Below are 20,491 nucleotides of genomic sequence, written 5' to 3'. Positions count from 1 at the left end.
GCCTCGCTGCCATATGACCCCGGGGGAAGTTATGATGGGGGACATTGTGGTCTTCTTAGCACTCGTCGCCTCCCATTCAGATATCGACCTCGAGACGGTGGCACGGCTTAGCGCCGGCGCCGACGGGGTCGCTTCCGCTGTGCTCGATGGCACCACCCCGGTCTCCGGCGCGGTCGTGCTGTCCACCTGCAACCGGTACGAGGTCTACTGCGAGGCCCCGAACGAGGCGGAGATCCCCGCGGCCCGCCAGGCAGTGATCGAAAAGATCTCCGCGGCATCGGGGCTGCCCGAGGACCAGGTCTCCCAGGCCTTGGAATCCAAGACGGAGCACGACGCCGTCTCCCACCTCTTCGCCGTCGGCGCCGGTCTCGACTCGGCAGTGATCGGTGAACGCGAGATCGCCGGCCAGGTCCGCCGCGCCCTCATCGACGCCCAGGCCACCGGCACCGCCTCCGGCGCACTGGTCCGTCTCTTCCAAACTGCTTCACGCACCGCCAAGGATGTCGGGACCCGCACGGCACTGGGCGGTCGCGGTCTCTCGATCGTTTCGGTTGCCCTGGACCTGTCCGAGGACATCTCCGGCACCACGTCCTGGGCCGGACGCAATGTCGTGGTCTTCGGCACCGGGGCCTACGCCGGGGCCACGATGGCCCGCCTGAAGGAGCGCGGCGCCACCAACATCTTCGTGTACTCGGCCTCCGGGCGTGCCGACGCCTTCGTGGCTTCCCGCGGCGGGACGGCAGTCGATGACGATTCGCTGGATCTGGTGCTGCGCGAAGCCGACGTGCTGATCGGCTGCAGCGGTGGCGGCGTACGCATCGACGCCGCCGAGCTGGAATCGTTGAACCGCGGCGGCCGCCCCCTGGTCGCCATCGACCTGGCCCTGACCCACGACGTCGATCCCGATGTGGCCACGCTCGAGGGCGTGGAGCTGATCACCTTGGAATCGGTGCGCATGGCGGCCCCTGCCGAACAGTCCCAGGCGCTGTCCGAGGCCAGTGCGATCGTCGGGGATGCCGCCGAACAGTTCGCCGGTGCCCAGCGCCAGCGCTCGGCGGATGCGGCCATCGTGGCCCTGCGCCGTCACACCCAGCACGTGCTGGAGACCGAGGTGGAGAAGGTCAGGGCCCAGCACGGGTGCACCGCTGCCGCCGAGGAAGTCGAATTCGCCATGCGTCGGATGATGCGCCAGCTGCTGCATGTCCCCACCGTGCGGGCACGCGAGCTGGCCGCCGAGGGGCGCCAGGGGGACGTCGAGGAGGCACTCTCCACGCTCTTCGGCATCGAACTGGCCGCACCGGCCGCCACCCCCGCCGAGCCTGCTGCCCCCGCAGCCGGGACAGTGCAGCAGGGCAACGACGCACCAGCGTCCTGCCCCGTCCAACGCGGGGCCTGACCCGCGCCGGGTCCTAGTACATCGGCTTGTCGGGTTCCACCTGCTGGACCCATGCGGCAATGCCGCCCTCCAGATGCCTGACGTTGGTGTACCCCTGGTCCAGCAGATACCCGAGCACCTCGCCCGATCTGCCGCCCGACTTGCAATGCAGGATCAGTTCACGATCCCGCGGTAGTTCGATGTCGCCGCCCAGCAGCTGTCCGCGGGGCGCCAACTCGGCACCGTCGATGGCCACGATCTCCGCCTCCCCCGCCTCGCGGACGTCCACGAGCAGGAAGTCGCGGTTCCCCGCGGCCCGCTGCGCCAAGAGGTCCCGCAGACCCGCGGCGTCGATGGTCGGCACGTCGCGCTCCACCGACGGGGCCACTCCGCAGAAGGCCGGGTAGTCCTGCAGCAGCTCGGACGGCTGCACGGTTTCCGGGTCGGGGCGCAACCGGATTTCGCGCCAGGTCATGGCCAGCGCATCGAGGATGAGTACCCGGCCCAGCAAGGTCTCCCCGATGCCGGTGATCAGCTTGATCGCCTCGGCCGCCATGACCGAACCGATCTGGGCACACAGCACCCCGAAGACCCCGCCTTCGGCACACGACGGGACCGTACCGGCCGGCGGCGCCTCGGGATAGAGATCGCGATACGTGGGCCCCTGGCCATTCCAGAACACGCTGACCTGCCCGTCGAAGCGCAGAATCGAGCCCCAGACGTACGGTTTTCCCAGGATCGCCGCGGCGTCGTTGACCAGGTACCGGGTGGCGAAGTTGTCCGTCCCGTCCAGGATGAGGTCGTAGCCGGAAAAGATCTCCAGCGCGTTGGCGCTGCCCAGGTGTTCCGCATGGAGCACGACGTCGGTGAACGGGTTGATCTCGGCCAGGGACTCACGGGCGGACTCGCCCTTGCCCTGCCCCAGGTTGGACATCCCATGGATGACCTGGCGTTGCAGGTTGGATACCTCCACCGTGTCGTCCTCGACGACGCCGATGGTGCCCACCCCGGCCGCCGCCAGGTAGAGCAGCGCGGGGGAACCCAGCCCGCCGGCTCCGATCACCAACACCCTGGCGTTCTTCAGCCGGCGCTGCCCCGCCATCCCGACCTCGGGGATGATGATGTGCCGGGAATAACGCTGGAGTTCTTCGGGGCCCAGCTCCGCTCCCGGTTCAACGAGGGGACCGGGGCGTTGTGCTGTCGCTTCCTGCATGGATCCAGCCTAGTCCCGCAGGAGCAGTACCCATGGGTAGAATGGGCATCGTCCGGCACGACGACGGCGTCCCGGCGGAGAGGCAGGCAGTGGAGAGCAGTTCAGAACATTCGCAGCGGACCCCGCGGATGCCGCGGGACCAACGCCGGCGGCAGCTGCTCAGGGCAGCCCACCAGGTGTTCGTCGCCCACGGCTACCACGGTGCCGCCATGGACGAGATCGCCGAAGTCGCCATGGTCAGCAAACCGGTCCTCTACCAGCATTTCCCGGGCAAGCGCGAGCTCTATCTGGCCCTCCTGGACGAGCACCTGGAGGACCTGACCGGCCGGCTGCTCGGGGCGATCGCCTCGACCAATGACAACAAGCTCAGGGTCCAGGCGACCATCCGCGAATTCTTCGGCTTCATCGCCAGCGACAGCCAGGCACACCGGCTGGTCTTCGAATCCGATCTCATGCATGATCCGGCCGTCAGTTCGCGACTCGAGACGTTCAACGCCCGGTTTGCCGATGCCATCGCGGGGGTCATCTCGGAGGACACCGGGCTGAGCCAGGCCCAGGCGGTCCTGCTGGGACGTGCCATGTCCGGCATGGCCCAGGTGGCGGCGCGCTATTGGCTCGAGTTGGAGGGCGAGGTCGACCTCGACGAGGCCAGCGAGCTGGTGTCCCGTTTAGCTTGGCGCGGAATCGGTCGGTTCCCCAAGGAAGCCTGACGTAGATTGTTGTCTGACGTAGACCGGCGCCGCCAACCGGCGCCCACCGACTGATAGAGGAGCCACCATGGACGTGCGCATCGGAATCCAGAATGTTGCCCGCGAGGTTGTCATCGAATCCGCCGAGACGGCGGAGCAGGTCACCCAGACCGTTCGCGACGCCATCAGCGGATCCACTGACCTGGTCCTCACCGACTCGAAGGGCCGCCAGATCATCATTCCTGCCGGTGTCATCGGATATGTGGAGATCGGCGCCGAAGAGCAGCGCCGCGTCGGTTTCGCCGCCCAGGCCTGACCAGTCCGGCACCTTTCGGCCGGTCCCGACGCACGCGTCGGGGCCGGCCGTTTGCGCAGGTGGGGGCGGTAGCACCGAAACGCCCCTCCTCGGGGTCAGCCGGCCGGCATGTGCCCGATCTCCGTGCACACGCGCACCCGGTTGCCCTCCGGATCGGTGTACATGCTGAAGGAAGGGTGCCGCGCACCGTCCCCTTCGCCCGCGGAAGAGCGGATGCGTTCACGCTCGGCGTCCAGGGAGCTCAGGGGTATATGGCGGTCCAGGTGGAACCGGTTCCCCGATGGAGTATCGGTGACCTGGAACCAGATCGTCGGGTTCCTGCCTTCTGGATCCACGAGGTCGCCGTTCTCCGCCGCCCGATAGCCCAGGGCCCGCGACCAGAACCCGGCGATCCGTGAGGGATCGTGCGTGTCGAGGCACAGCTCCACGGTGGTATGCCGGTGCGGTTCGGCGTGTCCCCCGCAGCGTTGGGCTGCGGCGGAGGCGGCGGCGGCAAGGCGGGTGTCCTTCGCCGTGACCTTTCGCCCGGCGTCGTGCGAGGAGACACCCAGGAACACGGTGTCGTAGCGCCATTCAAGGTCGGGGTGGTGGTTTTGCTCCTCGGCGAGCGCGCCCACTGCTGCGATGAAGCCAACCGCCGCTGCCGAAGTCTCGAAGGCATAGGCGGTGACCAGCGCCCCCACGCGGTAGCGCCAGTCGGGCAGCTGGGTCAGAGCGGTGACGATCTGGGTTCCCGTCAGGGCGGCGGGATCCGGGGACGTGGGCTCTTCGGGGGATGGAGCGGTCATGGTGCTCTCCTTCGTCTCCCTGCCCATGCTGCTTCCGGGAACCTAGGCGGTCAACCCCAGGGCGGCCATGCGTCGCGAGTGGTTCTCGACCAGCGTGCCGAACAACCGGGCCAGGCGTTCATCGCCCTCCCCGCCCGAGGAAGCGAAGAGCTGGTCCCAGCTCAGTCCACGTTCATTGATCCTGCGCGCCTGCGTCAACGCCTCCCCCAGCAGGCGCCGCCCCCACAGGGCCAGCCGCGACGCCAGGCGCGGGTCGTCGTCCAGGGCGGCCCGTAGCCGGTCGTGGAGCCATTTGTTCTGTTCGTCCAGGGCTTGCACCTCCTGGACCAGCGCCCGGGCTTCGGGGGCCAGCGCCCGGGCAATCGCCACGTAGAAGTCCCCGGAGACCGAGTCGATGACGTGGGCCTTCATGAGGGACTCGAACCAGTCCCCCGGCCGGGTGCGCTCGTGCAATGCATCGATGGAGGCCATGAATGGTTCCATGGCCGTCTCCGGGTCCTGGCCGTGCGCGGCGATGGCCGCGACCACCCGCTCGTAGTGTCCGAACTCGTGGACTGACAGCCGGGCCAATGCCTCGCGGTCTGCCAGCGTCGGAGAGAAGCGTGCATCGGAGGACAGGCGTTCGAATGCCGTCAGTTCCCGGTAGGCCATCAGCCCATAGAGAGCCAGTTCGGCACGGGTACGGGTCGCTTCGTCAAGGATCGGCGGCGGCAGCTCGGTCATGGATTCCACCCTACTCCGCTGGGACTTCACCCGGGGCGGGCACTGATTTCAGGCGCCGATGTGGTTAAGCTGGCCCTTGTGGTCCACAAACTCATTGACGTGAAGTCCAGCGCCCGCCAATCCCGGCTCGCGGCCGCGCTCGAAGGGCTGGCCGAAAAACTCGAGCTGCCCGATCAATACCCCCAGGACGCGCTGGCCGAGGCCCGGTCCGCCGTCGAGCATCCTCCCTCCCCCGGGAACGACCTGACCGACATCGACTTCGTGACCATCGACCCACCGACCTCGACCGATTTGGATCAGGCGGTGCATCTGGAACGGGACGGTGGGGGCTACACGGTCCGTTATGCCATCGCCGATGTCCCGTCCTTCGTGTCCCTCGGCGGCGCCTTGGATGCCGAGACACGCAGACGCGGGCAGACCCTCTACCTGCCCGGGCGACGCATTCCGCTGCATCCCGAAATCGTCAGCGAGGACGCCGGGTCCCTGTTGCCGGGCCAACGGCGCAGCGCCTACGTCTGGACGTTCCATCTGGATTCGACGGCCACAGTGCTGCGCACCGAATTGGTTCGGGCCGTGGTTTCCAGCCGGGAAAAGCTTGATTATGCCGGAGTCCAGGCCTCCCTCGACGACGGGACGGCTTCTGCCTCGTTGGCATTGCTCCGGGAAGTGGGCATCAAGCGCATCGATGCCGAACGCCTGCGCGGTGGCGCCAGCCTGCGCATCCCCGAGCAGGAAGTGGAGGTGGACGACGACGGCGTGTACCAGCTGGAGGCACGTGCTCCCCTGCCCGTGGAGGAATGGAACGCCCAGATCTCGTTGATGACGGGTATGGAGGCCGCCCGGATCATGCTCGAGGGAAAGATCGGGATCCTGCGCACGATGCCCACCCCCGACGAGCACAGTTCCACGGCCTTCCGCCGGGAAGCCGCGTCACTGGGCACCCCCTGGGAAGACGGCGTGCCCTACGGCGAATTCCTCAGGTCCCTGGACGTGACCCAACCGCGGCAGCTGGCCATCATGCACGCCGCGACCTCGCTGTTCCGGGGCGCGGGCTACACGGCATTCGACGGCGAGCTCCCACAGGAACGCATCCAGGCGGCCATTGCCGCCCCCTACGCCCACACCACCGCTCCCCTGCGCCGGCTGGTGGACCGTTTTGTGCTGGTCGTCTGCGAGCATCTGGTCCGTGGTGCCGCAGTCCCCGAGGGCATCCGCCAGGCGTTGCCCTTGCTGCCGGAGTTGATGCAGGCCTCCAACCAGGTGGCCGGCAACGTCGAACGGGCGGCCATCGACACCGTGGAGGCAGCGTTGCTCGTCGACCGGATCGGCGAGACCTTTGACGCGGTCACCCTCAATGGGGCCAGCCCGGAGCAGATCGCCGCGGCCCGGGAGAAGGGGAACACCCCGGGCGGACGGCTGCAGCTGCTTGACCCAGCAGTGAACGCCCGGTTCGAGGGAACCGCCGAGGCCGGAGAACGTGTCCGCGCCGAACTCATCGAAGCGGACATCGACCAGCGGACGGTCCTCTTCAGGATCCCGTGATCCCGCTGCCCTGTCCCCCGGGGCTGTGGCACGTCGTCTCAGATTCCTCCTCACGCGAGGGGGAATTCCGCCCTCCCCTCGGGAGCCGAGGAGGCCCTGGCCAGCGGACGCCGTGGGATCCTGCCGCCGAGCCGGGCCAGGCGTCCGGCACGCACTGCATGCCGGAAGGCCTCGGCCATCACCACGGGATCCGCAGCGCGGGTCACGGCAGTGGCCAACAGCACGGCGTCGCATCCCAGCTCCATGGCCAGTGCAGCATCCGAGGCCGTTCCGATCCCCGCGTCCAGCACCACGGGAACCGAGAGCCGTGCGGCGATGGTCTCGATGTTGTGCGGATTCAGGATTCCCAGCCCGGTGCCGATGGGCGCCCCCAGGGGCATGACAGCGGTGCAGCCGAGGTCCTCCAGGCGCCGGGCAGCCACCGGGTCGTCGTTGGTGTACGCAAAGACCTTGAATCCCTCCGCTACCAGCGTCTCGGCGGCGGCAAGCAGTTCCGGGATGTCGGGCAGCAACGATTCGTCATCGGCGATGACCTCGAGTTTCAGCCAGTCGGTCCCCAGCGCCTCGCGGGCCAACCGCGCGGTCAGGACTGCCTCCTGGGCTGTCTGGCACCCGGCGGTGTTGGGCAGGATCCTGATGCCCAGTCGGTGCAGCAAACCGAAGATCGACTCGTCGGCCGGTGCCGCCGCATGCCGTCGCATCGATACGGTGGTGATTTCAGTGCCGGAGGCCAGCAGCGCATGCTCCAGGACAGTGTGTCCCGGGGCTCCGCCGGTGCCGGTGATCAGCCGCGAGCCCAGCCGGACCCCATCGATGACCAAATCGTCATGGTGCATCGGTTCAGCCACCCTGCACCGCCGATAGGAGTTCGACCCGATCGCCCGGCACCAGCTCGGTCCGCGCCCAGGCCGAGCGAGGGATGACTTCTCCGTTGACTGCGACGGCAACCCCGCAGGCGCCAGCCGTCGTCGTGGAGTCCGGGCCGTGGGACGGGCCGGTCTCGCGGCGGACCAACTGCAACACGGTCATTTCGATGTGTCGTTGGGCCGAACCGTTGAGGACCAGCGTGGCGTCGTTGTCGGTCATGAGAATCTCCAGGGGTCGAAGGGCGAAGAGGGCCGTTGCTCTGGGACACGCGGGGGTGGGGCCCCGGAACCGTCACCCGCAGGCACGGCGAGCAGTCCGGAGACCGTTGCGGCAGCCGCGACGCTGAGCAACACCCCATGGCGGTGGAACCCGGTGGCGGCGATGAGTCCGGGGCAGATCCTCCCCAGCAGGGGCAGGTGATCCGGGGTGGCCGGACGGGCCCTGGCAGTGCTCTCGGCCAGTTCGAAGTGTCCGAGCGCCGGCATGACCCGCAACGCATCGCGCAGGAGGCGGTGGACGCCCTCGACTCCGACCCCGTCCTGCAGGTCTTCGCGTTCGGTGGCGCCGACCACGATCTCCCCGTCGGGACGCGGAACGATGTAGACGCCGTGCCCGGAGACCAGGGCCCGCACCGTTGTCCCCGTGGGCCGGGGTGAGACCGAGGTCCCCCGCAGCCGCAACACGTCTCCGTGCACCGGACGCACGGGCAGCCGCAACCCGGGAGCCAGTCCGGCGATGTCCTGCCGCAGCGCGGAGTACCCCGGTCGCCCGATCCCGGTTGCCACCACCACCTCATCGGCATCCACCCGCCCCTGCTCGCCGTCACGGCCGAGCTGGACCACCGGCCCGCGGTCCCCCGGGACGACTGCGGTCGCCGGCTTCCGCAGCACCCGCGCCCCGGGAGCTGCCTCCAGCGCCGCCAAGAGGGCGACGGCGGTGCGGCGCGGGTCCACGTGTGCCTCGCCGGGAACAGCGAAGGCCCCCGCCAGCCGTGGCGACAACAGGGGTTCCGCAACGCGGGCCGCAGTCGTTCCCAGTTCACCGATGTCCAGGCCGGCTGCACGTTGGGCGGTGGCCAGATCCGTCAGCGATTCCCGGTCGGCCGCATCGGCAGCGATGACCAGGGTGCCCCGCGCACTGAACCCGGTGTCCTGACCGCTCACTTCCTCCAAGTCGCGTGCCCACTTCGGCCAGCCGGCGGCAGCGGGCAGCGACAATTTCAGCAGGTGTTGTTCCTGGCGGTGGAATTCGGTGACGGCGGCGAGCATCCCGGCTGCGGCATGGGTCGCTCCGCCGGCGGGTTCCGGATCGATGAGGGTGACCTGGTGGCCGGTGCGGGCCAGCTCCCAGCCCACGGACAAGCCGATGATCCCGGCGCCCAGAACTGCACAATGCATGGTTTGCTGCCTTCCCTCCGCCGGCATGATCCGGATCAGGTGTATCGGTCGGCGCCTCGCCGCATCCTGTGCGGCAGCGCCCTCTCAGCCCGTTTGCGGGCTCCCGTGGTCTCGTCCCACCCTAGCCCACGCCGCGCGGTGAACCCGCGTCCGCCCGGCGGGCAGCACCCGGGGGGATAGACTGGTTCTGTAGACAAGGATGCCCGGTCGTACCAGACGCATTTTCTTGGCAGGAATTCCCAGCGAACCTGCACCTTTTGCGCGATCAGTCGCGCTCGTTAGCCCACGATCGGCTCCGCTGGACGTGCCGCTGCAGCGGTGGACTCCGCTCCCGGAATCGGGGGACGTTGAGCACACCGCGCCCCGGCGCCTAAACGAATGAGAATTCATTGAATACTGAGCAACAACTCACCGACGACACCGGAACCGAACAGCTCGAAGTTGACGGGACCCTGGCCACCGAAGACGCGCCGCATGAGATCCCCGAACAGACCTTCGCCGATTTCGGGGTCCGCGCCGACATCGTCGAGTCTCTCGCCGACGCCGGCATCATCCACCCGTTCCCGATCCAGGCCATGACCCTTCCGGTGGCACTGGGGGGTCACGACATCATCGGCCAGGCCAAAACCGGCACCGGCAAGACTTTCGGGTTCGGCATCCCCGCCTTGCAGCGGGTCATCGGTCCCGACGACGCCGATTACGACAAGCTCCCCACTCCGGGTGCGCCGCAGGCCCTGATTGTCGCCCCGACCCGCGAACTGGCCAACCAGGTCTCGGCCGATATCCAGAAGGCGGCGACCAAGCGCAATGCGCGCATCGCCACCATCTACGGCGGCCGGGCCTACGAACCACAAATCGAGCAGCTCACCGCCGGAGTGGAAATCGTCGTCGGCACCCCGGGCCGCCTGATCGATCTGCACAAGCAGAAGCACCTGAACCTGAAGAACATCCGCATCGTCGTACTCGACGAAGCGGACGAGATGTTGGATCTGGGCTTTCTCCCGGACGTGGAGACCCTGTTGGCCGCCATTCCCGCTGTCCACCAGACCATGTTGTTCTCGGCTACCATGCCCGGTGCCGTCGTTTCGATGGCCCGCCGCTACATGTCCCACCCCACCCACATCCGCGCAGCGGACCCCGAGGATGAGGGCATCACCAAGAAGGACATCCGCCAGGTCGTCTACCGCGCCCACCAGCTGGACAAGGACGAGGTCGTCGCCCGCGTCCTGCAAGCCGAAGGCCGTGGACGCACGATCATCTTCACCAAGACCAAGCGCTCGGCAGCCAAGCTTTCCGAGGAACTGATCGACCGCGGTTTCGCCGCTGGCGCGATCCACGGGGACCTCGGTCAAGGAGCACGTGAGCAGGCGTTGCGTGCCTTCCGCAATAACAAGGTCGACGTACTGGTCGCCACGGAGGTCGCGGCCCGCGGCATCGACGTGGAGGACGTCACCCACGTGATCAACCTGCAGTGTCCCGAGGACGAGAAGACCTACCTCCACCGGGTCGGCCGCACCGGCCGTGCCGGGAAGAAGGGCACCGCGATCACCTTCGTCGACTGGTCCGATGTCCCCCGCTGGGGCTTGATCAACAAGGCCCTCGGACTGGACCAGGCCGACCCTGTGGAAACCTACTCCTCCTCACCCCACCTGTACACCGATCTGGACATCCCTGCCGGGACCAAGGGTCGGCTGCCGCGCAACCAGCGCAAACTCCAGGGGCTTTCGGGCGAGAAGCTCGAAGACCTGGGCGAGACCGGAAAGCGTCCGAGCCAACGCGACGGCGGTCGTGACGGCGGTCGGGGCAGCGGATCCCGCGGCGGACGCGGCGAGGGTAGCGGCAGGGGCCGTCGGTCGGAGTCCGGCAGCGAAGGTGGCGGACGCCGCGGTCACGGCCATGGCCGTTCGGACCGTCCCAACCGCGAGGCAACCGGCGAAGTGAAGAGCCAACCGGCCGAGGCCTCGCCCACTGCTGCCGGCGACGAATCGGCCAGCCCCGCCCGCCGCCGTCGCTCACGCACACGTCGCCACCACGGCGAGGTCGCTAACCGACCCGAGTCAGAGTAGGTCTGATGGGCGCCAGCACGCCTGCACCTGAAGGGGATCCCGGACAGTCGTCCGGGGTCCCCTCGCCCGTGATGAAGGCCCCCACGTGGTCCCCCGACGGGCCCGACCTGGTCGTTCACGCGGACAACGCCGAATTCCTGACGACGCTACCCGACGGCGCATTCAGCCTGATCTACATCGACCCGCCGTTCAACACCGGTCGCAAGCAGGCCCGCCAACGCACCACAATGGTCCGTGCCGCCGACGGTGCCGGGGACCGGGTGGGATTCAAGGGCGCCAGTTACTCCACGATCCGCGGCACGCTGCACAGCTACGATGATGCCTTCGAGGACTACTGGGCTTTCCTCGAGCCCCGCCTGCTCGAAGCATGGCGGTTGCTGGCCGACGACGGTACGTTGTATCTGCATCTGGACTTTCGCGAGGTGCACTATGCGAAAGTGATGCTCGACGGGATCTTCGGCCGCGATTGCTTCCTGAATGAGATCATCTGGGCCTACGACTACGGAGCCCGGTCCAAAAGCCGGTGGCCGGCCAAACACGACAACATCTTGGTCTATGTCAAGAACCCTGCCGTCTACCACTTCAATTCGGAGGAAGTCGATCGGGAGCCCTATATGGCTCCTGGTCTGGTCACCGCGGAGAAAGCCGCACGCGGCAAGCTGCCCACCGATGTCTGGTGGCACACCATCGTTTCGCCGACTGGCAAGGAGAAGACCGGTTATCCGACGCAGAAGCCGCTGGGCATCCTGCGCCGGATCATCGCGGCCAGCAGCCGGCCCGGCGATTGGGTGCTGGATTTCTTCGCCGGTTCGGGAACCACCGGTGCCGCGGCCTCGCATCTGGGTCGTCGGTTCGTCTGTGTGGATGCCAATGCCCAGGCCATCGAGACGATGCGCTCCCGGCTACCGCAGGAGACGGTGTTCCTCCCGGAGTAGAGGCGTCACCGCGATCAGTGCCAGCGCTGCCTCCGAAAGAACAAGCCGTGTCCGGCGCATCGAAGGATGCGCCGGACACGGCTTATTCGTCTGCGTGCTGTTAGACCATCGTGCGGTGCTCACGACGGGCTTCGAGCCACTCGCGCAGGAACGCGCGGGTGATGACAAAGAGCGTGCCGGCCACGATGACGGGCCACATCAGCACATACAGGGTCAGGAAGATCGGTTCCATGTTCATCTCCTTCGGGGTTAGCGCTGCGTCACAGCGGTGTCAGCGACATCGGTGGTGGTCGGGTCGAAGTCCCCGACGGTGTCCTTGATTGTCGAGAAGTCGAAGTCCATCTTCGAACGCGCGGAAATCGCGAAGCAGACCACGGTTGAGACCGCATAGGCCACCAGGGAGCCGCTGAGCACTGCATAGTCATGCAGGTGCCCGAGGGCAAACGGTGCGGCCACGATGGCCGAGAGGATGCCCGCAATACGGGCGACGCGTCCCCCGAAGAACCCGAAGCACATCAGGCCAATGACCACGCCGATGCCCACGATGGAAATGACGTCCACGGTGAGGCCCCACAGCCCGTCGACGGGGATCCAGGAGAACCGCACGGGGATGAAGATCGCCAGTGCGGCAAGGACCGCCGCGACGAATGCCGTGTTGGTGACCTTGGACCAGTAGAAGCTCGCGATGACGGGGAAGACCAGGCAGCCCCAGAGCGCGCCGACGAAGACCAGCAGGTCCAGGATGTTCATCTGCCCACTGGCAAAGAACAGTCCGGCGCCGGTGGCAACGATCATCGTGATGCGGCCGATCAACAGCATGGTCTTCGGGTTGGCCTTGCCGCGTTTGGCGATGTTCTGCCCATAGATATCGGCCATCATGATCGAGGACAGTGCGCAGAGATCCGCGTCTGCCGTGGAGGACAACGCGCCGATGACCATGATCAGGAACAGGCACAGCAGTACCGGGCCGAGGTAGGTGGCAGCCATCTGTGGGATCAGGTTGTTCACGTCCCCACCGGTGGGGGTGATTCCCAGGTAGAGGGCCATGACTCCCAGCATGCCGATGCCGATGATCGTGGCACCGTAGCCGACGGTCGCGGTGATGAACGTCTTCTTGATGAGGTCCTCCCGCACGGCGAACAGCCGTTGGGCGATGGTCTGGTTGCCGATGGCGTAGGCCAGGACGGCTGCGATGTATGGGGCCCCCTGGTTCATGAAGGCGTCGGAGGAGAAGAAGTTCCCCTGCTGAGGCGTCAGGTTCGCGGCACCCTGGACAAACATGTCCGGCCCACCTGCGGCGAAGAAGACGACGGGGATGATGATCACCACGGCGCCGAGCATGGCCAGCACCTGGGCGAAGTCGGTCATGACCGAGGCCCGGAACCCGGACCAGAGCGAGTACAACAACGTACCCGCGGCCACGGCCAGGATGCCCTGCTGGAAGCTGAACGGCGAAAGCATGCCAATCAGGGCGCCGCCGGCGATGAAGTTGCTGGTGACGCTGATCAGGCTGCCGACGATGTTGGACCCGGCGAGCATCAGCTGGCTGGCGCGCCCATGGCGGGCATACATCACTTCAGCGAGGGTGTGCGCGCGGGGCGCTACCTTGCGGATGCGCTTGCCGAAGGGGTAGATGAACAAGATCATCAGCGCACCCCACAGTCCGTAGTGGATGGGACCCGAAATACCGTAGGCGTAGCCCGAGGTCGCCGAAGCGTACATCGAGGATGCCCAGATCCAGGTAGCCGTCATGCTGGCCGCGGAAATGCCGAAGCCGATCTTGTTGCCGGCCGTCATGTAGCCGTCGGCGTTTTCCTTTTTCTTGCCAATTCCGAGGGTCATGATGAACGTACCCCCATAAAAGAACACCAGCAGGGCGATGACCAACCATCCGCTCAACTGCTGGAGCTCCACACCGTTCGGTGCCATGGTGCTCCTCTACTCACAGGGCAGGCCACCGGATGCCTCCCATTGCCGCAGCGCGCCGACCCGTCGATTTCGGGCTCCATTGCCTGGCCGCTGCTAAGCGGGCTTGGTCCGGTGAGGACACATTCAGGGCGCGCATCCCATCCGGCACGCGTATCGGACCGGCTGGTCCGCATTCGGCGCAGTGCACGTGGCTACCCGGATCTCGGGTCCTGGCCACGCTGTCGGCAGGGGCCGACAAGTGGCCCGCTGTGGGATCGGGGGTCGACAAGACGCTTGGATCAACGCTCGACAAGTTGCCTCAGGCAACCCCCTACATTCGGTGACCTTATCAGTTACCGGCTGGCAATCACGCATTGGTGAAGCTTTCAACCAACCGTTAGATGGCAGGCACCCCGACCGGGGCGCTGCCGGTTCCCGCCTCCAGGATGCGGCGGAGCATGGCAGGATCCGTGCTGTTTTCACCCAGCCGGTTGGGCTTTCCGGCGCCGTGGTAGTCGCTCGAACCGGTGACGATCAGGCCGTGCCGGGCGGCGAGCCGGTGCAGGAAGGCCTTCCCCTCCGGTGAATTGTCGCGGTGGTCGATCTCCAGACCCAGCAGACCGGCGTCGATCATGTCGTCGAAGACCGGCGGTGCGACCACCCGCCCTCGCAGCTCGGCCATGGGGTGGGCGAACACCGGGACGCCGCCGGCGGCGCGGACCAGTTCAACGGCCCGCACAGGATCGACGGCGTAATGCCCGACGTAGTAGCGAGAGTGTGAGGTGAGCACCGTGGCGAAGGCCTCGCTGCGGTCCGAAACGACACCGGCAGCCACCAGGGCATCGGCGATATGAGGGCGGCCCAGTGTCGCTCCGGGCGTGGATTGCTCTGCCACGAGGTCCCACGTGATCGGGTAGTCCTCGGCGATGATCTCGACCATGTGCCGGGCCCTGTCGATCCTCGCTTCCCGGGCTTTGTTGATCTCCTCGAGCAGGTCGGCGTCGGCAGGGTCGTGCAGGTAGCTGAGCAGGTGGACGCTCTGGCCTTTCCCTGCCTTGCAGGAAATCTCCATCCCGGGAACCAGGCCGACCCCGTGCGCGAGCGCCGCCCCACTGGCTTCCAGCCACCCGGACGTCTGGTCGTGATCCGTCAACGCCACGACATCCAGGCCAGCAGCGGCTGCTGCCGCCATGAGTTCCGACGGTGTCTCGGTCCCATCGGAAATATTCGAGTGCGAATGCAGGTCGATCAGCATCCCGTCAGCATACCGGCGCCTTGGTGTATTGCCCCGGCTTTGAGACGATGGGACGGTGATAACTGATGCGAACAACACCCCCGGTAGCGATCAACCCCTCGAGGAGCGTGTGAACAACCGTTCGCAGCGTCCCTCCTCGCAGGCCTTCAAGGATTTCATGGGCTCCCAGTGGGCCCCCTCCACCCAGGCAACGTCCCCCGGCCCGGATGCCGTGGCACCGTATGCCGCAGCCCGACGTCGCGCCCTCTCGCTGCGGTTTCCCGGCGAACGACTGGTCATCCCGGCCGGCCCGCTGAAGGTCCGCTCGAACGACACGGACTACCGTTTCCGCCCCCACTCGGGGTTTGCCCACATGACTGGACTCGGCGTCGACCACGAGCCGGACGCCGTCCTGGTCCTGGAACCGGCCGAGGAGGGTACCGGCGACGACGGCGGCAACCACCGGGCCACCCTGTACTTCCGTCCGATGGCCGGACGCGATTCGGAGGAGTTCTACTCCGATGCACGCTCCGGTGAATTCTGGATCGGCACCCGGCCAACGTTGGCGGATCTGGAAGCGCGGCTGCTGCTGCCCACCGCGCACATGGACACCGAGCTGGAGGATGCGATCACCCGTGACGCCGGCGCAACGGAGTTCGGGGGGATGCGCATCCGCCTGCTGCGCGACGTCGATTTGAACTGCGACGCGCTGGTGGACACCTCGCGGATCAACACCGGTGTCGATCTGGAGGCTTCTGACCACCTCGACGCCGAACTGGCCGAGGCGCTCTCCGAACTGCGCCTGGTCAAGGACGACTGGGAGATCGAGCAGATGCGAGCTGCCGTCGAGGCGACGGTCAACGGCTTCCACGATGTCGTCGAGGAACTGCCCCGCGCCATCGAGCACAAGCGCGGCGAGCGGGTCGTGGAAGGCGCGTTCTTTGCCCGGGCGCGCGAGGAAGGCAACGACCTCGGGTACGACACCATTGCCGCATCGGGCAACAACGCCACGGTGCTCCACTGGATCCGCAATACCGGCCAGGTCAACACCGGGGATCTGATCCTGGTCGATGCCGGCGTCGAAGCCGATTCGCTTTACACCGCCGACATCACCCGGACCCTGCCGGTGAACGGCAAGTACTCCGACGTGCAGCGCAAGATCTACCAGGCCGTCCTGGACGCAGCCGACGCCGCCTTCGAGGTGGCGCGCCCGGGCCGCAAGTTCCGCGAGCTGCACGAGGCGGCGCTGAAGGTCCTGGCCGAGCGGCTGGACGACTGGGGCCTGCTGCCGGTTCCCCTGGACGAGGCCCTCGCCGCGGACGGGCAGCACCACCGCCGCTGGATGCCCCACGGCACCAGCCACCACTTGGGCCTGGACGTCCACGACTGCGCGCAGGCCAAACGCGAGCTCTACCTGGACGCCGTGCTGGAACCCGGCATGGTCTTCACGATCGAACCCGGCCTGTACTTCAAGTCCGAGGATCTGGCAGTTCCGGAGGAATACCGCGGCATCGGCGTCCGCCTGGAGGACGACGTGCTGGTGACCGCCGACGGGTGCGAGAACCTCAGCGCCGCACTGCCACGGACACCCGAGGACGTCGAGTCCTGGATGGCCGGGATCTACTCACCGACCGGCGAGTAGCGCCCGCGCCACCCCCGTCGGCCTGGCCCGCGTTTCAGCGGATGGCCGGTCCATGACGAGAGGCGTTGCAACCCCACGTGGTGGTGTTGCAACGCCTCTCGTTTTTTCGGTTCTCCCGGGGTCAGGGCTCCACGTGGTTGGCGTGGTGCTCGATGTGCAGGTCGACCCCACGGGTCTCCTTCACGAACGAGACGGCAGCCAGGGAGATGATCGAGATGACGACGATGTAGATGCCGATGCTCCATGAATGGCCGGTCTTCTCCAACAGCAGCGCGGCGATCAGCGGTGCAAAGGCACCACCGAGGATCGCACCCAGGGCATAGCCGATCGAGACACCCGAATAGCGCACTCGAGCCGGGAACATCTCCGCATACAGTGCCGACTGCGGCCCGTAGGAAAGTCCCAGGCCAATGGTGAGGACGAACAGTGCCACGAAGTACCAGAAGATGTTCGCCGTATCAATGAGGAACCACATGGGCACCGCCCACAAGGCCACCAGCGCGTAGCCGATTTGGAAGGTGCGGACGCGACCGATCTTGTCGGAGAGGATGCCCCCGTACAACGTGAAGATCAGCCAGCCGAAGGCCGACAACATGGTGGCCAGCAGGACCGGGCCGCGCTCCATCCCCAAGGTCTTGGACGCGTAGGTCGCGAAGAACGCGATCACCAGATACCCGGCGGCGTTGTTGGCGATGAAGATCAGCGCGGTGAGGATGACCTCGCGGGTGTTGTGCTTGAAGAGTTGGGCCAGCGGGGCGCTGGATTCCTTCTTGCGCTCCAGCAGGGCAGTGAAGACCGGGGACTCCTCGACCGAACGGCGGATGAGGTAGCCCACGACGATCAGCAGGATCGAGAGCAGGAACGGAACGCGCCAGCCCCAGGACAAGAAGGCCTCGTTGCCCAGGACAGTCGTGAGGATCCAGATGGTGAAAGTCGCCAGGATCATGCCGCAGGGCACGCCGATCTGAGGATACGCACCGAAGAAGCCACGGCGGTTGTCCGGGGCGTGCTCAACGGACATCAGTGCCGCACCGCCCCATTCACCGCCGGCGGAGAAGCCCTGCAACACACGCAGGATGATGAGCATGATCGCAGCCGCGCCACCGATCTGGGCGTGGGTGGGCAGGACACCGATCAGTGCGGTGGACAGCCCCATCATGATCAATGTGAAGACGAGCATCTTCTTGCGTCCGAGCTTGTCGCCCAGGTGCCCGGCAACGATGGCCCCGAGCGGACGGAACAAGAAGGAGATGCCGATGGACGCCCACGAAGCCAGCTGCGCACCGGTCTCCCCCAAGGGCGCGAAGAACAGCGGGCCAAGCACCAGGCCAGCAGCTTGGGCGTAGATGAAGAAGTCGTACCACTCGATGGTGGTGCCAACGAGGGTTCCGGCGAGGACCTTGCGTTCCTCGCGCCGGGAGGTGGCAGCCGGTGCTGCCGCTGAGTGGGACATGCTGGACTCCAAAATTCGGCGCCACAGGGCGCGCGGTGCGTTACCGACCAATCGGACGGTAATTGTGATCCAGCTCATCATAACCTGCCGCTCGTCAACTTCTCGTCAAATACGGCGACGCGTCGGGTGGCACCACGGCCGGCCGCGCCACCCCGCTCGAGGAGGGTCGGCGCATGGTTGCCCGGACGATGCTAGTGTTCTATATTCGAACTCATAGTTCCTTGGCAGAACACCCTGTCGGCACCAGAGGCCTTCTCCCCCCAGCGGATGCCTCCCGCACCTTACCGGAGGCAGTACCTCGTGACCGAACATGCACCGGGCAGTTCACCGGCCCAGACGTTGTCGCGTGGGCTCCGCGCCCTGGAGATCATCACCGACCGGCAGGATGCCCCGACGATCGCCGAACTGGCCGAGGAACTCGGCGTTCACCGCTCCATCGCCTACCGGATCCTGCGCACTTTGGAAGACCACTCACTGGTGCGCCGGGACGAGTCCGGACGCCTGCAGGGGGCTCCCGGGCTGGCAGCCTTGGCGCGAGGAGTCCAGCGGGATCTGCAATCGGCAGCCCTCCCGGAATTGACCATCCTGGCCAACGACCTGCAGATGAGTGCCTTCATCGTGGTGTGGGACCACGATGACTGCGTCACGCTGGTCACCGTGGAACCGCGGCAGGGGCACGCCACGGTGCTCCAACGTCCCGGCTCGCGCCACCCGCTCTCACGGGGCGCACCCGGCATAGCCATCCAGTCCACCATGACGCCCGCCGAGTGGGAACATGTCGCCCCGGGCCACCCCTGGCGCGACGAGGCGGCCCGGGCCGGCGACTGCGGCTACGCGACCAGCATCGATGAGGTCATCCCCGGCGTGACGTCCCTGGCGGCCCCCTTGCGCATCCCGGGACAAGACCCAGCCGCGTTGGCGGTGGTCTATGCCACGGCCACGCGGACCATCGACGTCGACGAGGTGGGGCGGCAGGTTTCGGCAGCTGCGGTGGCCGTCGAACGCGCCTTGGGTTCCTGATGCCGCTGGCGCTGGGCGGGACTCGGGCCTAGTCCGCCGCCGGCGTGCGTCGAAAGCGGCCCAGCACAAACATGCCGGCGCCGGAGACGAACAACAGCACCGCGGCACCTGCTGCGACGAGGAAGGCCCCGTGCGGCCCGACCAGATCGGCCAGGATTCCCGACAGGCCGTTGCCGATCGCGGTTCCCACGACGATCCCGCTGGCGAGCATGGTCATTACGGTTCCCATCCGACCCAGGGGTGCGACGTCTCCCCCGACGGTGAAGATCGTGACCATGATCGGGCCGATGGGCAGTCCGATCAGCAACAGGAATACCACCATGGAACCTATGGAATCGGGAACCTGAAGCAGCAGCGCCAAGGGGATCAGCAGCACTGCGCAGGCGGCCCAACGGACCGGTTGCGCCCAGCCGTGCGGCCAGAACGAGACCGAAAGCGCGGCCATCGCCGATGTCAGCCCGAGTGCAGCGTAGAGCAGACCGCCGGCGCTGGCGTTTCCGAAGATGCCGGCGAAGGACACTGCCCCGGCCGAGACCGAGCCGAACAGTGTTCCCATCCCGATCATGCCCAGCACGCACAGTCCCACGCGGACGATGCGCCCACGCACCCAGCCGGAGCCTGCGGCGGGCTCGCCGGTGGGGCGATGCGGTTGCACTGCCCGGCCAGTGGGGTGGACGGCAAAGACCGGCACGAGGGCGGCAGTCAACACCGCGGCCAGTGCCAGCGGCAGCCAGGGCGCGACCAGCGAGGCCAGCACGCCGACCAACGCCGGGCCCATGACGAAGGTCAATTCGTCGACGGTGCTCTCGTAGCTCAGTGCTGTTTCGAGTTCGCGGCGTCCGCGACGACGTCCCGCGGTCAACGCCATCCACCGCACGCGGGCCAACGGCCCCACCTGCGGGCAGGTCGCACCGGCCAGGAAGGCGATGACGATGACCAGGAGTGTGGGGACGCCAGCGATGAGGCCGGCTCCGGAGACGATGAGGCCGGCGACGATCAGGGCATGGGCCAAGGCGGCCGGGACCAGGACGAGGCGTTGCCCCCACCGGTCGGCCGAGTAGCCGAGCAGTGGAGCGCCGATGGCCGATCCAATGCCCACCGCGCCGGCGGCGACGCCGCCGCTGGCGTAGGAACCGGTGGCGGTGCTGATGAGGGTCAAGGTGCCGATGGTCAACATGGCCAACGGCAGCCGGGCGAAGAAGGCCAGCGGGAAGAATGCGGGTCCCGCCAATTCCAACAGGCCGCGGAAGTTCCCGCCGCCTGCAGCCTCGGAGCGCGGGTCTGCGTCGGAGGGTGAAGTCTGGGTGTTCATCTGGTTCAGGG

Annotated in this window: 19 protein-coding genes; 8 read left to right on the top strand and 11 right to left on the bottom strand. The window is 67.0% G+C overall.

Annotation, left to right across the window (positions count from 1 at the left end; all coding sequences use genetic code 11):
- The first annotated feature begins 46 nt into the window (after positions 1 to 46).
- On the top strand, positions 47 to 1,396 hold the full coding sequence (locus tag ABD088_RS11265) for a glutamyl-tRNA reductase (protein WP_343902369.1): 1,350 nt from the start codon (positions 47 to 49) through the stop codon (positions 1,394 to 1,396).
- A gap of 13 nt (positions 1,397 to 1,409) precedes the next feature.
- Here the strand turns inward: ABD088_RS11265 and moeB are convergent, their stop codons facing one another.
- Entirely contained in the window at positions 1,410 to 2,588 is a 1,179-nt protein-coding gene (moeB, locus tag ABD088_RS11260; protein ID WP_343902026.1) for a molybdopterin-synthase adenylyltransferase MoeB, read from the bottom strand.
- Between the two features lie 32 nt (positions 2,589 to 2,620).
- Between moeB and ABD088_RS11255 the strand changes: the two genes are divergently transcribed.
- Both ABD088_RS11255 and ABD088_RS11250 read left to right on the top strand, forming a co-directional pair.
- A complete protein-coding gene (locus ABD088_RS11255) occupies positions 2,621 to 3,298 on the top strand; it encodes a TetR/AcrR family transcriptional regulator (protein WP_372710546.1) in 678 nt (225 codons plus the stop codon).
- A gap of 67 nt (positions 3,299 to 3,365) precedes the next feature.
- Complete coding sequence (locus ABD088_RS11250) at positions 3,366 to 3,593, top strand: DUF3107 domain-containing protein (protein ID WP_343902025.1); 228 nt, start codon at positions 3,366 to 3,368, stop codon at positions 3,591 to 3,593.
- A 95-nt stretch (positions 3,594 to 3,688) separates the two neighbouring features.
- On the opposite strand, the gene ABD088_RS11245 is transcribed toward ABD088_RS11250, so the two are convergent.
- On the bottom strand, positions 3,689 to 4,381 hold the full coding sequence (locus ABD088_RS11245; protein ID WP_343902024.1) for a 4a-hydroxytetrahydrobiopterin dehydratase: 693 nt from the start codon (positions 4,379 to 4,381) through the stop codon (positions 3,689 to 3,691).
- 42 nt (positions 4,382 to 4,423) lie between these two features.
- Positions 4,424 to 5,104, bottom strand: coding sequence for a ferritin-like fold-containing protein (locus ABD088_RS11240; protein WP_343902023.1), 681 nt, complete (start codon positions 5,102 to 5,104; stop codon positions 4,424 to 4,426).
- A 78-nt stretch (positions 5,105 to 5,182) separates the two neighbouring features.
- Between ABD088_RS11240 and ABD088_RS11235 the strand changes: the two genes are divergently transcribed.
- Entirely contained in the window at positions 5,183 to 6,646 is a 1,464-nt protein-coding gene (locus ABD088_RS11235; RefSeq protein ID WP_343902022.1) for an RNB domain-containing ribonuclease, read from the top strand.
- A 50-nt stretch (positions 6,647 to 6,696) separates the two neighbouring features.
- On the opposite strand, the gene ABD088_RS11230 is transcribed toward ABD088_RS11235, so the two are convergent.
- Genes ABD088_RS11230 through thiO form a run of 3 tightly spaced genes read right to left on the bottom strand, consistent with a single transcriptional unit; the run spans position 6,697 to position 8,910 of the window.
- Positions 6,697 to 7,482 carry a thiazole synthase gene (locus tag ABD088_RS11230; protein WP_343902021.1) on the bottom strand — a complete coding sequence of 262 codons (786 nt, stop codon included), beginning with the start codon at positions 7,480 to 7,482 and terminating at the stop codon, positions 6,697 to 6,699.
- 4 nt (positions 7,483 to 7,486) lie between these two features.
- Positions 7,487 to 7,732 carry a sulfur carrier protein ThiS gene (gene thiS / locus ABD088_RS11225; protein WP_343902020.1) on the bottom strand — a complete coding sequence of 82 codons (246 nt, stop codon included), beginning with the start codon at positions 7,730 to 7,732 and terminating at the stop codon, positions 7,487 to 7,489.
- Positions 7,729 to 8,910 (bottom strand): glycine oxidase ThiO, encoded by a 1,182-nt coding sequence (thiO, locus tag ABD088_RS11220; protein WP_343902019.1) that lies wholly within the window; start codon positions 8,908 to 8,910, stop codon positions 7,729 to 7,731. Before thiO ends, thiS begins: the two co-directional genes overlap by 4 nt.
- A 389-nt stretch (positions 8,911 to 9,299) precedes the next feature.
- Here thiO and ABD088_RS11215 point away from each other — a divergent pair, with 389 nt between their 5' ends.
- Positions 9,300 to 10,976 (top strand): DEAD/DEAH box helicase, encoded by a 1,677-nt coding sequence (locus tag ABD088_RS11215; protein ID WP_343902018.1) that lies wholly within the window; start codon positions 9,300 to 9,302, stop codon positions 10,974 to 10,976.
- Between the two features lie 71 nt (positions 10,977 to 11,047).
- A complete protein-coding gene (locus ABD088_RS11210) occupies positions 11,048 to 11,911 on the top strand; it encodes a DNA-methyltransferase (protein WP_343902367.1) in 864 nt (287 codons plus the stop codon).
- Positions 11,912 to 12,011: 100 nt separating this feature from the next.
- On the opposite strand, the gene ABD088_RS11205 is transcribed toward ABD088_RS11210, so the two are convergent.
- The 3 genes from ABD088_RS11205 to ABD088_RS11195 all read right to left on the bottom strand — a co-directional run bounded on the left by ABD088_RS11205 (position 12,012) and on the right by ABD088_RS11195 (position 15,074).
- On the bottom strand, positions 12,012 to 12,143 hold the full coding sequence (locus ABD088_RS11205; protein WP_343902017.1) for a putative transporter small subunit: 132 nt from the start codon (positions 12,141 to 12,143) through the stop codon (positions 12,012 to 12,014).
- A gap of 17 nt (positions 12,144 to 12,160) precedes the next feature.
- The gene (locus tag ABD088_RS11200) at positions 12,161 to 13,840 is read right to left on the bottom strand and encodes a sodium:solute symporter family protein (RefSeq protein ID WP_343902016.1); all 1,680 of its coding nucleotides are present in this window, start codon (positions 13,838 to 13,840) and stop codon (positions 12,161 to 12,163) included.
- Between the two features lie 376 nt (positions 13,841 to 14,216).
- Positions 14,217 to 15,074 carry a PHP domain-containing protein gene (locus ABD088_RS11195; protein ID WP_343902015.1) on the bottom strand — a complete coding sequence of 286 codons (858 nt, stop codon included), beginning with the start codon at positions 15,072 to 15,074 and terminating at the stop codon, positions 14,217 to 14,219.
- 58 nt (positions 15,075 to 15,132) lie between these two features.
- On the opposite strand from ABD088_RS11195, the gene ABD088_RS11190 reads away from it, so the two are divergent.
- The gene (locus ABD088_RS11190; RefSeq protein ID WP_343902366.1) at positions 15,133 to 16,695 is read left to right on the top strand and encodes an aminopeptidase P family protein; all 1,563 of its coding nucleotides are present in this window, start codon (positions 15,133 to 15,135) and stop codon (positions 16,693 to 16,695) included.
- A 121-nt stretch (positions 16,696 to 16,816) separates the two neighbouring features.
- On the opposite strand, the gene ABD088_RS11185 is transcribed toward ABD088_RS11190, so the two are convergent.
- Positions 16,817 to 18,148: an MFS transporter gene (locus ABD088_RS11185; RefSeq protein ID WP_343902014.1), complete on the bottom strand. Its 1,332-nt coding sequence runs from the start codon at positions 18,146 to 18,148 to the stop codon at positions 16,817 to 16,819.
- A gap of 267 nt (positions 18,149 to 18,415) precedes the next feature.
- Here ABD088_RS11185 and ABD088_RS11180 point away from each other — a divergent pair, with 267 nt between their 5' ends.
- The gene (locus ABD088_RS11180) at positions 18,416 to 19,168 is read left to right on the top strand and encodes an IclR family transcriptional regulator (protein ID WP_372710551.1); all 753 of its coding nucleotides are present in this window, start codon (positions 18,416 to 18,418) and stop codon (positions 19,166 to 19,168) included.
- A gap of 28 nt (positions 19,169 to 19,196) precedes the next feature.
- On the opposite strand, the gene ABD088_RS11175 is transcribed toward ABD088_RS11180, so the two are convergent.
- Entirely contained in the window at positions 19,197 to 20,480 is a 1,284-nt protein-coding gene (locus ABD088_RS11175) for an MFS transporter (protein WP_343902012.1), read from the bottom strand.
- Positions 20,481 to 20,491: the final 11 nt, after the last annotated feature.

Source organism: Arthrobacter rhombi, assembly GCF_039526245.1.
Taxonomy (GTDB): domain Bacteria; phylum Actinomycetota; class Actinomycetes; order Actinomycetales; family Micrococcaceae; genus Arthrobacter_H; species Arthrobacter_H rhombi.
Note: the sequence above shows the minus strand (reverse complement) of the source record. Positions and strands in the feature narration are given on the sequence as shown.

Coding starts and splice junctions, on each gene's coding strand:
- moeB (WP_343902026.1), bottom strand. CDS start 2,588: ATGCAGGAAGCGACAGCACAACGCCCCGGTCCCCTCGTTGAACCGGGA.
- ABD088_RS11255 (WP_372710546.1), top strand. CDS start 2,621: ATGGGTAGAATGGGCATCGTCCGGCACGACGACGGCGTCCCGGCGGAG.
- ABD088_RS11250 (WP_343902025.1), top strand. CDS start 3,366: ATGGACGTGCGCATCGGAATCCAGAATGTTGCCCGCGAGGTTGTCATC.
- ABD088_RS11245 (WP_343902024.1), bottom strand. CDS start 4,381: ATGACCGCTCCATCCCCCGAAGAGCCCACGTCCCCGGATCCCGCCGCC.
- ABD088_RS11240 (WP_343902023.1), bottom strand. CDS start 5,104: ATGACCGAGCTGCCGCCGCCGATCCTTGACGAAGCGACCCGTACCCGT.
- ABD088_RS11230 (WP_343902021.1), bottom strand. CDS start 7,482: ATGCACCATGACGATTTGGTCATCGATGGGGTCCGGCTGGGCTCGCGG.
- thiS (WP_343902020.1), bottom strand. CDS start 7,732: ATGACCGACAACGACGCCACGCTGGTCCTCAACGGTTCGGCCCAACGA.
- thiO (WP_343902019.1), bottom strand. CDS start 8,910: ATGCATTGTGCAGTTCTGGGCGCCGGGATCATCGGCTTGTCCGTGGGC.
- ABD088_RS11210 (WP_343902367.1), top strand. CDS start 11,048: ATGAAGGCCCCCACGTGGTCCCCCGACGGGCCCGACCTGGTCGTTCAC.
- ABD088_RS11205 (WP_343902017.1), bottom strand. CDS start 12,143: ATGGAACCGATCTTCCTGACCCTGTATGTGCTGATGTGGCCCGTCATC.
- ABD088_RS11200 (WP_343902016.1), bottom strand. CDS start 13,840: ATGGCACCGAACGGTGTGGAGCTCCAGCAGTTGAGCGGATGGTTGGTC.
- ABD088_RS11195 (WP_343902015.1), bottom strand. CDS start 15,074: ATGCTGATCGACCTGCATTCGCACTCGAATATTTCCGATGGGACCGAG.
- ABD088_RS11185 (WP_343902014.1), bottom strand. CDS start 18,148: ATGTCCCACTCAGCGGCAGCACCGGCTGCCACCTCCCGGCGCGAGGAA.
- ABD088_RS11180 (WP_372710551.1), top strand. CDS start 18,416: ATGCCTCCCGCACCTTACCGGAGGCAGTACCTCGTGACCGAACATGCA.
- ABD088_RS11175 (WP_343902012.1), bottom strand. CDS start 20,480: ATGAACACCCAGACTTCACCCTCCGACGCAGACCCGCGCTCCGAGGCT.